This window comes from Rhodococcus zopfii NBRC 100606 = JCM 9919 (genome assembly GCF_001895025.1).
Classification (GTDB): domain Bacteria; phylum Actinomycetota; class Actinomycetes; order Mycobacteriales; family Mycobacteriaceae; genus Rhodococcus; species Rhodococcus zopfii.
Window position 1 is genome coordinate 87,552 of the sequence record NZ_BCXI01000018.1, and the last position, 13,041, is coordinate 100,592.

Sequence of the window (13,041 nt, forward strand, 5' to 3'; positions counted from 1 at the left end):
GATGCGATGAACCAGTTCCCGTGGCTGAGCGCGCTCTGGCTGGTGCCGTCGGCCGGCGCGCTGCTCGTGTGGATGGTGCCCGCGCGCAGACCCGACCTCGCCAAGGCCGGTGCGCTGGCCGTGTCGCTGGTGGTCGCGGTGCTCGCGATCGTCGTGGCGGTGCGATTCGAGCCCGGGGGAGCGCAGTACCAGTTCGTGGAAGCCCACGAGTGGATCCCCGCTTTCGGCGCCGGATACACGCTCGGCGTCGACGGCATCGCACTGGTGCTGGTGCTGCTCACCGCGGTGCTGGTGCCGTTGCTGCTGCTGGCCGGCTGGAACGACACCCGGGCGGCCGAGGGCGGGAACGGGATCGCGGGCAAGACGCCGCACGCGTACGTCGCGCTGATCCTGGTGGTCGAGGCGATGGTGCTGCTGGCGTTCACCGCCCTCGACATCCTGCTGTTCTACGTGTTCTTCGAAGCGATGCTCATCCCGATGTACTTCCTCATCGGGGGGTTCGGTCGCGCGCAGGACCGGGCCACCCGATCCGCCGCGGCGGTGAAGTTCCTGCTCTACAACCTGTTCGGCGGCCTGATGATGCTCGCCGCGGTCATCGGCCTGTACATCCTGACCGTCGATCAGGGTGCGGGGACGTTCGACTTCCGCGAGGTGGTCGCGTCCGCGACCGCCGGCGATCTCGGTGCCTCCCCGGGCCTGCTGAACGCGCTGTTCCTCGGATTCATGTTCGCGTTCGCGGTCAAGGCGCCGCTGTGGCCGTTCCACAGCTGGCTGCCCGGCGCCGCCGTGGAAGCGACCCCGGCCAGTGCCGTGCTGATGATGGCGATCGTCGACAAGGTCGGCACGTTCGCGATGCTGCGATACTGCCTGCAGCTGTTTCCGGAGGCGTCGGCGACGTTCGCGCCGCTGATCGTCACCCTGTCGGTGATCGGCATTCTGTACGGCGCGATCGCGGCCATCGGGCAGACCGATGTGATGCGGCTGATCGCCTACACCTCGATCTCGCACTTCGGGTTCATCGTGCTGGGGATCTTCGCGATGACCAGCCAATCACAGACCGGATCGACGCTGTACATGGTCAACCACGGGCTGTCGACGGCGGCATTGTTCCTCATCGCGGGATTCCTGGTCTCCCGCAGGGGTTCCCGCATGATCGCCTCGTTCGGCGGGGTGCGGAAGGCCGCGCCGATCGCGGCCGGCACGTTCCTCGTCGCGGGCCTGGCGACGTTGTCGCTGCCCGGACTCGCCCCGTTCATCAGCGAATTCCTCGTCCTGATCGGTACCTTCCCGCGGTACGGGATCGCCGCGGTGTTCGCGACCGGCGCGCTCGTGCTCTCCGCGGTCTACGTGCTGTGGCTGTACCAGCGGATGATGACCGGGCCGCTCGCCTCCGGCACCGAGAAGATGCGCGATCTGGTGCCGCGCGAGCTGGTCGTCGTGGCGCCGCTCATCGCGTTGCTGATCGTGCTCGGCCTGTTCCCGAAACCGGCGCTCGACGTGATCGACCCGGCGGTGAACCACACGATGACCACGATCGGGCAGACCGACCCGGCGCCCACCGTGCCCGGTCCGGCACTGGCCGGAACGGTGGTGGGCGCCGATCCGGATGCCGAGATGCCCCAGCAGGGAGGTGAATCCGAGTGAACGAGATCAGCGCACCGTCGATCGAATACGGTCTGCTCTCGCCGATGCTCATCGTGTTCGGTGTCGCGGTCGCGGGGGTGCTCGTCGAGGCGTTCGTGCCCCACCGGGCCCGGCATTCGACACAGTTCGGGCTCGCGGTCGCCGGGCTCGTCGCGGCGTTCGTGGCGGTCGTATCGCTCGCAGGGACCAGCAGGTCGGCGGTGCTCGGCGCAGTGGTGATCGACGGCCCGGCGCTGTTCCTGCAAGGCGCGATCCTGCTGACTTCGATCCTCGCGGTCGGACTGATCGCGCAACGGCACCCGGCAGTCGCGGAGACCGTCCCGGCCGCCGCGGGGGCTCGATCTTCTGTCGACGCGTTCGCGCCGGAACCGTCCGTACCGCCCGGCAGCGCCGCCGAACGCGCGGCGGCAGACCGGGGAGCGACCACCACCGAGGTGTTCCCGCTCGCGATGTTCGCGGTCGGCGGGATGATGCTGTTCCCCGCATCGGACGACCTGCTCAGCATGTTCGTGGCCCTGGAGGTGCTGTCACTGCCGCTGTACCTGCTGTGCGGCCTCGCCCGTCACCGCCGGCTGCTGTCGCAGGAGGCAGCACTGAAGTACCTTCTGCTCGGCGCGTTCTCGTCGGCGTTCTTCCTCTACGGCATGGCCTTGCTGTACGGGTACGCGGGTACGGTGCGATTGTCCGGCATCGCGGCGGCGGTCGCCGACGGATCCGGTGACGACACGCTCGCCCTGATCGGGGTGGCGCTGCTGGCGGTGGGATTGCTGTTCAAGGTCGGTGCGGTGCCGTTCCAGTCGTGGATCCCCGACGTCTACCAGGGCGCCCCGACGCCGGTCACCGCGTTCATGGCGTCGGCGACGAAGATCGCCGCCTTCGGGGCGCTGCTGCGGGTGTTCTACGTCGCGGTGCCCGGGCTGAGCGCGAACTGGCAGCCGGTGCTCGGGGCCGTCGCGGTCCTCACGATGGTCGTCGCGTCGGTGGTTGCGGTGACCCAGCGCGACGTCAAGAGGATGCTCGCGTATTCGTCCGTCGCCCACGTCGGTTTCGTCCTCACCGGCCTGGTCGCGGCGAACCACGCGGGCGTCGCGTCGACGATGTTCTATCTGCTCGCCTACGGGATCAGCACGGTCGGGGCGTTCGCGATCGTCGGCCTCGTCCGCGACCGCAGTGGGGAAGCAGGCGATCTGTCTGCCTGGGCGGGTTTGGGCCGGCGATCCCCGGTCGTGGCCGCGGCGTTCGCCCTGTTTCTGCTCGCGTTCGCCGGTATCCCGCTGACCAGTGGTTTCGTCAGCAAGTTCGCAGTGTTCGGCGCCGCGATCGAGGGTGGTGCCGCGCCGCTCGTCGTCGTCGGTGTCGTGTGCAGCGCGATCGCCGCGTACTTCTACGTGCGGGTGATCGTCCTGATGTTCTTCACCGAGGCCCACGATGACGCGGCGACGGTCGTCGCGCCCGGTGGGGTGACCGGCGTGGTCGTCGCGGTGTCCGCGCTGGTGACCGTGGTGCTCGGAATCGTTCCGCAGCCGGTACTCGATCTCGCGGACCGGGCAGCGGGCTTCTTCCAGTGACGGTGTTCTTTCGGTGATGGTGTTCTTTCGGTGACCGGCCGTGTGCCGAGTTGTCCACAGGCGCCCGATCCATCCACAGATCTGCCCGATCCGTCGCCGCCCGGCCCCGAGCCGGAGCCGCCGTGGTTAACGTCGCGGCATGGGGAGCGGTGACGACGGAGAACGGGTCCGGTCGAGGCTGGACGCGATCGCCCGCGCTGCCGGTGACCACGGGGCGGCCGGTGATTACAGGGAAGCATCATCGGCGGCCGGCGATCGCGACGGCCGCGACGACGGATACGGGCTCGCCGGCGAGGCGGAACCGCTGCGGCTGATCGACCGATTGCGCGCGGCGCGCTGGCAGACCGGACGCGGCAGTACCGCGGCCCTCGGTGTGGTCGGCGTCGCCGCGGCACTCGTCGCATTCATCGTGGTGTGGCGTGATCAGCCTGTCCCGCAGCCTGTTCCGCCACTACCGTCCGTGTCGACGGTATCCGAACCGCTCCCTTCCGAGCCGCGTGTTTCCGCGCCGAGCGGCACGGCGACGGAGGCTGCCGAGCCCGCGGAACTGGTCGCCAGCGTCGTCGGACTGGTCGGCGCGCCGGGGCTCGTGACGTTGGCGCCGGGCGCGCGGGTCGCCGATGCGCTGACCGCGGCCGGGGGAGCGTTGCCCGGTGCCGACCTCGCGGGCATCAACCTGGCCCAACGGGTCGCCGACGGGGACCAGATCGTCGTCGGTGCCGTGCCGCCGGATCCACCGCCACCCGCGAGCGGCGTGTCGAACGCAGGCATCGGGGCGGGATCACCCGCCTCGCCGTCGGGAGACGGTGCAGGACCGGTGAATCTGAACACCGCCGACGAGACGGCGCTCGACGCGCTGCCCGGGGTCGGCCCGGTGACCGCCGCGGCCATCATCGCGTGGCGCGACGCGAACGGGCCGTTCACCGACGTCGAGCAACTCGGCGAGGTCGACGGCATCGGCCCGGCCCGGCTCGCGCGACTGCGGCCACTGGTGATGGTGTGACAGGCGATCGTGTGAACGCTCGGCTCGATGCCCGGCTCGTGCCCTGCGCGGCCGCGGCGTGGGCCGTCACGCTCGTCGGTCTGTATGCGGGAGAGCGGGCAGCCCTGGCCGTCTCGGTGATGGCGATTCTGCTGGCGGGCGTCGCCGCCACCGCCCGGGTGCGGGGTTCCCGGGCCGTCCGGGCGGTCGCGGGACCACTGCTCGCGACATTCCTGATCGGCGCCGGCTACGGCGTCGCCGTCGGGGTGAGAGCCGGTGTCGCCGAGACGCATCCGCTCGCGATCGCGGCGGCACGCGGGGCGAGCGTCACCGCCGAGGTGGTACTCGACGGCGATCCGAAACCGTTACGGCAGAATCATTTCGGCGGCGCTCCGCAGGTTCGGGTTCCGGCGTCGTTGCGGTCCGCGCAGCTCGGGCGGGAGCGGATCGACGCGGGTGGGTCCCTGGTCCTGTTCGCTGCGGCCGATACCTGGGCGGCACTCGTTCCGGGACAACGGATCACGGTGCGCGGCACGCTGGCCGTCGCGGACGGCCCGGGACTCGAGGTCGCGCTGGTGCGGGCGGAGGGCCCACCGCGCGCGGTCGCGCCGCCGCCGCTGCACCAGCGGTGGGCCGCGACCGTACGGGAACGACTCGTGTCTGCGGCGCACACCGTGCTGTCGCCCGATGCCGCCGGTCTGCTTCCGGGGCTGATCGTCGGGGACACCTCGAACCTCCCGGACGACGTGCGCGAGGAGTTCCGGGTCGCGGGCCTGACCCACCTGACCGCGGTTTCCGGGGCGAACGTGAGCATCGTGCTCGGCGCGGTGCTGCTGCTCGTGCGGGCACTGGGAATCGGGCCGCGCACGGGCACCGCCCTCGCCGTGTTGGCGCTCGTCGCATTCGTCGTCGTGGTGCGACCGTCACCGAGCGTGCTACGCGCCGCCGCGATGGGGTCGGTCGCGCTGCTCGCGCTGGTGGTGGGGCGACGCAGACAGGCGATGCCGGCGCTCGCCGCGTCGATCGGGGTGCTGCTGATCGCCGCACCGGACCTCGCGGCCGATGCGGGTTTCGCGTTGTCGGTCGTCGCGACGGCCGGGCTGATCGCGGTGGCACCGGGCTGGGTGACACGTATGCGGGCACGTGGCTGCCCGCGGGCCGTCGCCGAGGTGTGCGCGGTGTCCGCGGCGGCGTTCGTGGTCACCGCCCCGATCGTCGCGGCCCTGTCCGGCACGGTCAGCGTCGTCGCGATCGTTGCGAATGTGGCTGTGGCGCCGGTGCTTCCGCCGCTCACGGTGCTCGGATCGCTGATCGTCGTCTGCGGCGCCGTGTGGCCGCCGGCAGCGGAACTGCTCGCGCGCGGCGCCGCCCCGATGCTGTGGTGGCTACTCGAAGTGGCCGAACGATCGGCGTCGTTGCCCACGGCCGAACTGGCGGTGCCGGCGGGCGCGGCCGGTGCCGTGAGCGTCGTCGCGGCGATCGTGTGCGGGTGGGTGGTGGTGCGGCACCGCCGGCTCCGGCGGATCGTCGCGGTCGCGGCGCTGGCCGCGGCGGCGGTGTGCGTGCCGATGTGGATCCGGCAGCCGGGCTGGCCCGGGACGGGCTGGGTGATCGTCGCGTGCGACGTGGGACAGGGCGACAGTTTCGTGCTGTCCACGGGCGACGGCGGCGCGGTCGTCGTGGACACCGGGCCGGACCCGGCGACCGTCGACCGGTGCCTGCGCCGGCTGCGGGTGACCCGCATCCCGATGCTGATGATCACGCACCTGCATGCCGATCACGTCGGTGGTCTCGACGGGGTGCTCGCGGATCGGTCGGTGGGGGTCGTCGTCACCGGCCCGGGCGCGACCGGCCGACCCGGGGGAGCCGACCTGGTCGCGACCGCGCGACGGTTCGCGGTGCCGACGCGGGAAACGAACCGGGGCGAGCTGTTCACGGTCGGGACGATCACCGTCCGGGTGCTCGGCGCCGGCCCGGGCGGCGGTGAGGAGAACGACCGGTCGCTGGTCGCGCGGGCCGACACCCCGATCGGATCGGTGCTCTTGACCGGTGACGCCGAAGCCGGCGCGCAGGAGGCACTGCTGCGGTCGGGCGCCGACGTACGGGCCGATGTGCTCAAGGTTCCGCATCACGGCTCACGGACATCGTCGCCGAGGTTCCTCGCGGCGGTGCGGCCGCGCGTCGCGTTGGTCGGGGTGGGACGCGACAACCCGTTCGGGCATCCGCACCCGGAGACCCTGTCGACTCTGCACGAACTGGGCACGCGGGTGCTGAGTACCGACGTGCTGGGGGACATCGCCGTGCTGCGGGCCGGCTCCGGGGCCCTTGCCGTTGTGTCCGACCACCGTGGCACGATCGGTCCGTGAGCGCGACGCAACTGCACCTGGTCCTGGGCGAGGAAGAACTGCTCGTCGAACGCGCGGTCGCCGGGATAGTCGCCGCCGTGCGCGAATCCAGCGGCGCGGGCGCCCAACTGCCGGTGTCCCGGCTGCGCGCGGGCGATGCCGGCGCCCCGGAACTCGCCGAGCTGCTGAGCCCGTCGCTGTTCGCCGAGGATCGCGTGGTGGTGCTCGAAGCCGCCGCCGAGGCCGGGAAGGACGCGGTCGCGTTGATCCTCGATGCGGCGGCCGCGCCGCCCGAGGGCGTCACGCTGGTGATCCTGCACACCGGCGGTGGTCGCGCCAAGGCGATGGTCGGGTCGCTGCAGAAGTGCGGCGCCGAAACCCACGAATGCCCGAAGGTCACCAAGGCGAGCGAACGCGTCGACTTCGTCCGCGCCGAGTTCCGGGCGGCCGGAGTGCGGGTGGCGCCCGACGTCGTGCAGATGGTGCTCGACGCGGTGGGCTCGGATCTGCGGGAACTGGCCGCCGCGTGCGGTCAGCTGTGCGCGGACACCGGCGGGAAGGTCGATGTCTCCGCGGTGACTCGCTACTACTCCGGCAAGGCCGAGGTCACCGGGTTCGAGGTGGCGGAGAAGGCTGTCGCGGGGGACACCGCGGGGGCGCTCGAGGCGTTGCGCTGGGCGATGCACCGCGGTGTCGCGCACGTGCTGCTCGCCGACGCGCTGGCCGATGCGGTGCACACCATCGCGCGGGTCGGGTCTGCCGGCCGCGGGGATCCGTTCGCGATGGCGTCGGATCTGGGGATGCCGCCGTGGAAGGTGAAGAAGGCGCAGGCGCAGGCCCGCGCGTGGAATCCGGACTCGGTCGCGTCCGGGCTGGCGATCGTGGCCGCACTCAACGGCGAGGTCAAGGGCATCGCCGCCGACGCCGACTACGCGGTCGAGCGAGCGGTCCGCCGGATCGCTGCGCTGCCCGGCCGCTGATCACCCGTCCGGCCGGGACCGACGACGAAAGACCGCCCTCGAGGAGGGCGGTCTTGTCGGAGCCAGAGCTTGCGTTCTACCTCAGAGCTGGTTGGCAACCTTCGCCAGGGCCGACTTCTTGTTGGCGGCCTGGTTCGGGTGGATGACACCCGCGCTGGCGGCCTTGTCGAGCTTGCGGCTGGTGGAGACGAGGAGCTCGGTGGCCTTGTCCTTGTCGCCGGCGGCCGCGGCCTCGCGGAACGAACGGATCGCCGTGCGCAGCGAGGACTTCACCGACTGGTTGCGGAGTCGGTTGCGCTCGTTGGTGCGGATCCGCTTCACCTGGGACTTGATGTTGGCCACGCGTAAAATCCTGTCGTTTTGCTGGGTAGCTGGTCGGAAAGCTCTGGGTGCACCAATGCGCACCGACGTACGACGATACCAGCGGGCCGGCGCAATACCAAAGCGGCCGCGTCGGGCACCGGAGATTACCTCCCTGTGACAAGTTGGTTTCCGACTCTGCACCTGCGCTTTCGGTGTACAAGGATTCCGGCATGAGCCGCCGAAACCCCTCCCTCGACGCTGCCGCCCGACCCGGATCGCGGCGCCGGTCGACGACCATCGACGTCTTCGACGGTTACCCGGACGCGGCCGCGGCCGGCGCGGCGTACGACGAGATGTTCGACGCCGACGGCCGCGTCCGCGCGCCGTACCGGCGGCTGTCCAGGATCCTCGAATCGAAGGGGCCGGAGGACCTCACCGCCCGCACCGAGGCGCTCGGCCGGGCGTTCACCGACCAGGGTGTGACCTTCTCCCTGTCCGGCCAGGAACGGCCCTTCCCGCTCGACCTCGTTCCACGGGTGATCGCCGCCGCGGAATGGTCCAAGCTCGAACGCGGCGTCACCCAGCGGGTGCGGGCGCTCGAGATGTTCCTCCACGACGTGTACGGCGAGCAGCACATCCTCCGCGACCGCGTCGTGCCGAAACGGCTGGTGACCTCGTGCGAGCACTTCCACCGCGAAGCGGCAGGCATCGTGCCACCGAACGGGGTGCGCATCCACGTCGCCGGGATCGACCTGATCCGTGACGAGACCGGCACCTTCCGCGTACTCGAGGACAACCTGCGGTCCCCGTCGGGAGTGTCCTACGTCATGGAGAACCGGCGGGCGATGGCCCGGGTGGCCCCCGACCTGTTCCTCGAACACAAGGTCCGGCCGGTCGGCGAATACGCGCTGCGCCTGCTGCACGCGCTGCGTGCCGCGGCGGCCCCGAACGCCGCCGATCCGACCGTCGTGGTGCTCACGCCCGGGATCGCGAACTCCGCCTACTTCGAGCACTCCCTGCTGGCCCGGCAGATGGGTGTCGAACTCGTCGAGGGCCGCGACCTGTTCTGCCGCGACAACATCGTCTACATGCGCACCACCGAGGGCGAACAGCAGGTCGACGTCGTCTATCGCCGCATCGACGACGCCTATCTCGACCCGATGCACTTCCGGCCCGACTCGGTGCTCGGGGTCGCCGGGATCCTCAACGCGGCCCGCGCCGGCAACGTCGTCATCTCCAGCGCCGTCGGCAACGGCGTCGGCGACGACAAGCTGATCTACACCTACGTGCCGGACATCATCGACTACTACCTCGGCGAGAAACCGCTGCTCCCGAACGTCGACACCCTGCGTTGCTGGCTCGACGAGGAACGCGAGGAGGTCCTCGACCGCATCGGCGAACTGGTGATCAAACCGGTCGAGGGTTCCGGCGGATACGGCATCGTGTTCGGTCCGGATGCCTCGGCCACCGAGCTGAAGACGATGGCCCGCAAGATTCGCGCCGACCCGCGCAGCTGGATCGCGCAGCCCGTCGTGCAGCTCTCGACCGTCCCGACCCGCGCCGGCGACGTCCTCGCCCCGCGCCACGTGGATCTGCGGCCGTTCGCGGTCAACGACGGCGAGGACGTGTGGGTCCTGCCGGGTGGGCTGACACGGGTCGCTCTCCCCGAGGGATCGCTGGTCGTCAACTCCAGTCAGGGCGGCGGCAGCAAGGACACCTGGGTGCTCGCCGCCCGCAGCTCGGGTGAGGAGCGCGAACTCGGCGGCGATCGCGTCGTCGCGGAACCGGTGCATGTCGGGTCCGTGGATCGCGGACCGGAACTGAGCGACACCCAACAGCAGCAACAGCAGCAACAGCAACAGAACGGGAGGGGTCGTTGATGCTGGCTCGCAACGCGGAATCGTTGTTCTGGATCGGCCGCTACGTCGAACGGGCCGACGACACGGCCCGCATCATGGACGTCGCGGTCCACCAATTGCTCGAGGATTCGACGGTCGACCCCGACGAGACGTGCCGTCGGCTGCTGCGGGTTCTCGGATTCGCCGAACCCGCCGGGGCACTGGACGTGCAGACGGTCGTCGACCTCGTCGCGTTCGGACGTGACGGTGTCACGTCGATCGCGTCGACGATCGCCGGCGCGCGGGAGAATGCGCGCGGTGCCCGCGAGGTCACCTCGACCGAGATGTGGCAGTGCCTGAACACCACCTACCACGGTCTTGCGGAACGCGAGCGTGCATCGAAACGTCTCGGTCCCCACGAGTTCTTCCGCTACATCGAGGAACGCGCCGCGATGTTCGCGGGCCTGGCCGACAGCACGCTGTGCCGCGACGACGGCTACCGGTTTCTGCTGCTGGGCCGGTCCATCGAACGCGTCGACATGACCGTGCGGCTGCTGCTGTCGCGGGCCGGTGACCGGCCCACATCGCCGACGTGGGTGACGGTGCTGCGATCGGCGGGCGGCCACGACACCTACCTGCGCACCTATCGGGGTGCGCTCGACGCCGGCCGCATCGTCGAGTTCATGCTGCTCGACCGGCTGTTTCCGCGGTCGGTGTTCAGTGCGATCGGTGAGGCGGAACGCTGCCTGGCCGAACTCGACGATGCGTCGGACAACCGGCTCGGATCCGGCAACGAGGCGCAGCGCCTGCTGGGACGGGCCCGCAGCGAACTGGAATTCCTCGAGCCGGGGGTCCTCGTGGAGGAATTGGCCGAGCGCCTGCTGACCCTGCAGGACATGTGCCGGAAGGTCGGCGACGCGATCGCGCGTCAGTTCTTCCACTCCACCCCCTGGGTGGCGTGGATCGATGCGGGCGCCGTGGAACTCGACCGCGTGCCGGTGGAAGGAGAACTGTGAGCTGGCGGATGCGCGTGGTGCACACCACGGGATACGGATACGAAGGGCCGGTCACCTCGTCGTTCAACGAGGCTCGCCTCACGCCGCGGTCGGACGGCCGGCAGACGGTGGTGCTGTCCCGCGTCGACACCGTCCCGGCGACACGGGCCTACCGCTACACCGATTACTGGGGCAGCGCGGTCACCGCGTTCGACCTGCACGCTCCGCACACCTCGCTCGACGTCACCGGCCTGTCCGTCGTCGAAACCGACGTGTCGGGACCACCCGACGCGATTGTCGACTGGGCCGATCTGCGTTCGGAACCGATCCGCGACCGGTTCGACGAACTGGTGGTGCCGACGGTGTTCGTGCCGTCGGACAAGAACCTCGCGAAGGTCGCGCGAGACCTGGCCCGCACACTCGACCCGGTCTCGGCGGTGTTTGCCGCCGCGCGATGGGTGCACGAGGAGATGAACTACGTGCCCGGCTCCACCGGTGTGCACACCTCGGCGGTGGAGGCATACGCCGATCGCAGCGGGGTGTGCCAGGACTACGCGCACCTGACGCTGCTGTTGTTGCGAGCCATGGGTATTCCCGCGCGTTACGTCTCGGGATACCTGCATCCGCAGGCGCACGCCGAGATCGGCGTGACCGCTGCCGGAGAGTCCCACGCGTGGATCGAAGCGTGGACCGGTGCGTGGTGGGGTTACGACCCGACCAATCTGGCGCTCGTCGGTGAACAGCACGTTTCGGTCGGGGTGGGACGGGATTATGCGGACGTGCCGCCGCTCAAAGGTATCTACACCGGCGTCGGCGCCACGGCACACGAGGTTGTTGTGGAGGTCACCCGGCTTGCGTAAGGTGCCGAACGCAGGGGGAAGTCGGATCGACTCGGATCGGCCCTGCGGGGCCGCGAACCCGCCAGGTGGTCGCATGACTTTCGAACACGAAACTGCTCAAGAATTCGCCGAGAAGGAAGAATTCTCGGACATCGGGAAGTTTGTGGCGGAGGCGATCGGCACGTTCGTGCTGGTGTTCTCCGCCGTCGGCACCGCGGTCTTCGCCGGAGCGAAGGTCGGCAACCTCGGTGTTGCGCTGGCCTTCGGCCTCACGCTGTTGTTTCTCGTCTACACGATCGGCCCGATCTCGGGCTGCCACGTCAATCCCGCGGTCACCGTGGGGCAGTTGATCGTCGGCCACATCACCGCTGCCCGCGCCGTCGGCTACTGGATCGCTCAGTTCGTCGGCGGTCTGCTCGCCGGCGTCGTGATCTACACGATCGCGCAGTCGCTTCCCGCATACGACCGGACCGTGGACGGCCTCGGTGCCAACGGGTGGGGTGCGCACAGTCCCTCGGCGATCAAGGGTCCGCTCGGGGGCGTACTCGAAAACGGCTACGGCCTCGGTGCCACGATTCTGATCGAGGTGCTGCTCACCGCGCTGCTCGTGTTCGTGGTGCTCTCGGCGACCGATCAGGTGGCGGATGTGCTCATGGCCGGTGTCGCGATCGGATTCACCCTCACGGTGATCCACCTGATCGCGATCCCGATCGACAACACCTCGGTCAACCCGGCCCGCAGCCTCGCGGTCGCGCCCTACCAGGTCGGGGCGCTCGGTCAACTGTGGGTGTTCATCGTGTTCCCGCTCGTCGGCGGCGCACTCGGCGCGCTGGTCTACCGCCTGCTGTTCGGGACCACTCGCGGGTTGCGCGCGTAGCGGGCTACTCCCGCCCGGTGATCACCGCCGTCCGATGTCACCGCCAGCCGAAGTCGGCGCGCAGGCGGGCGGCGACCGTGTCGAACCGCTTCCGGTCCAGGATCGCGCCCTCGCGCCGGATGCCTTCCTCCGGGACGTCGAGAACTCTGTCGAGCCGAACCCAGCTCGGCCGGTTCTCGGCGTCCCACGGGCCCGGCCCCAATGCCAGCCAGTCCCGGTGCCCGTCGCGGTCGCTGTTCGTCGAGAGCATCAGCCCGAGCAAGGCGGAGCCGTTGCGTCCGACGACGAGAACGGGCCGGTCCTTGCCCTGGCTCGCGTCCTCCTCGTAGGCGACCCAGGTCCACACGATCTCGCCGGGATCGGCGCGGCCATCGAGGTCGGGCGCATAGTCGAGGCGCCGGGCCCGGTGCGCGGTCGGCGCGCTGTGCGAAGTCACCGGCCGGCCGGGTGTGGGGGAGGGCCGACGGGTTTGCGTCGAGCCGCTGCCGAGTGCGGTGCGGGCCTTCTCCACAGCGCCGGATCGCTGCAGTTGGTCGAGCAGCCGGGGACCCTGCTCGACCGCCAGCTTGCCCAGTTGCTTTCCGAATTTCTTCCACGTGCCCGCCACGGTCCCCGAGCTTAGCGCCGCGGGCCTGCGATGGGCGCCGCCGAGCTCGGGCGCACTACGCTT

The 13,041-nt window shown here is 70.2% G+C and carries 11 protein-coding genes; 9 read left to right on the plus strand and 2 right to left on the minus strand.

Translation table 11 applies throughout. The features are described 5' to 3' along the window. Positions 1-6: 6 nt before the first annotated feature. The 5 genes from RZ1_RS13875 (at position 7) to holA (ending at position 7,519) form a co-directional block, all read left to right on the plus strand. Entirely contained in the window at positions 7-1,644 is a 1,638-nt protein-coding gene (locus RZ1_RS13875; RefSeq protein WP_072812697.1) for an NADH-quinone oxidoreductase subunit M, read from the plus strand. A gap of 44 nt (positions 1,645-1,688) precedes the next feature. Beyond that, positions 1,689-3,212, plus strand: a complete 1,524-nt coding sequence (gene nuoN, locus RZ1_RS13880; RefSeq protein WP_238071750.1) for an NADH-quinone oxidoreductase subunit NuoN — start codon at positions 1,689-1,691, stop codon at positions 3,210-3,212. Between the two features lie 139 nt (positions 3,213-3,351). Next, positions 3,352-4,215 (plus strand): ComEA family DNA-binding protein, encoded by an 864-nt coding sequence (locus tag RZ1_RS13885; protein WP_072812700.1) that lies wholly within the window; start codon positions 3,352-3,354, stop codon positions 4,213-4,215. Further along, complete coding sequence (locus RZ1_RS13890; protein WP_083583683.1) at positions 4,212-6,560, plus strand: ComEC/Rec2 family competence protein; 2,349 nt, start codon at positions 4,212-4,214, stop codon at positions 6,558-6,560. The genes RZ1_RS13885 and RZ1_RS13890 overlap by 4 nt, the downstream gene beginning before the upstream one ends. Next, the gene (gene holA, locus RZ1_RS13895) at positions 6,557-7,519 is read left to right on the plus strand and encodes a DNA polymerase III subunit delta (RefSeq protein WP_072812703.1); all 963 of its coding nucleotides are present in this window, start codon (positions 6,557-6,559) and stop codon (positions 7,517-7,519) included. Before RZ1_RS13890 ends, holA begins: the two co-directional genes overlap by 4 nt. Before the next feature lie 81 nt (positions 7,520-7,600). Here the strand turns inward: holA and rpsT are convergent, their stop codons facing one another. Further along, a complete protein-coding gene (gene rpsT, locus RZ1_RS13900) occupies positions 7,601-7,861 on the minus strand; it encodes a 30S ribosomal protein S20 (protein ID WP_072812704.1) in 261 nt (86 codons plus the stop codon). Between the two features lie 191 nt (positions 7,862-8,052). Between rpsT and RZ1_RS13905 the strand changes: the two genes are divergently transcribed. From RZ1_RS13905 to RZ1_RS13920, 4 genes are all read left to right on the plus strand, one after another. Next, complete coding sequence (locus RZ1_RS13905) at positions 8,053-9,702, plus strand: circularly permuted type 2 ATP-grasp protein (RefSeq protein ID WP_072812705.1); 1,650 nt, start codon at positions 8,053-8,055, stop codon at positions 9,700-9,702. Continuing rightward, a complete protein-coding gene (locus RZ1_RS13910; RefSeq protein WP_072812706.1) occupies positions 9,702-10,676 on the plus strand; it encodes an alpha-E domain-containing protein in 975 nt (324 codons plus the stop codon). The genes RZ1_RS13905 and RZ1_RS13910 overlap by 1 nt, the downstream gene beginning before the upstream one ends. An 8-nt stretch (positions 10,677-10,684) precedes the next feature. Further along, positions 10,685-11,515 carry a transglutaminase family protein gene (locus RZ1_RS13915; RefSeq protein ID WP_072812708.1) on the plus strand — a complete coding sequence of 277 codons (831 nt, stop codon included), beginning with the start codon at positions 10,685-10,687 and terminating at the stop codon, positions 11,513-11,515. A 73-nt stretch (positions 11,516-11,588) separates the two neighbouring features. After that, positions 11,589-12,371, plus strand: coding sequence for an aquaporin (locus tag RZ1_RS13920; RefSeq protein WP_072812709.1), 783 nt, complete (start codon positions 11,589-11,591; stop codon positions 12,369-12,371). A gap of 37 nt (positions 12,372-12,408) precedes the next feature. On the opposite strand, the gene RZ1_RS13925 is transcribed toward RZ1_RS13920, so the two are convergent. Then, positions 12,409-12,978: a type II toxin-antitoxin system PemK/MazF family toxin gene (locus RZ1_RS13925; protein ID WP_072812710.1), complete on the minus strand. Its 570-nt coding sequence runs from the start codon at positions 12,976-12,978 to the stop codon at positions 12,409-12,411. Positions 12,979-13,041 lie beyond the last annotated feature (63 nt).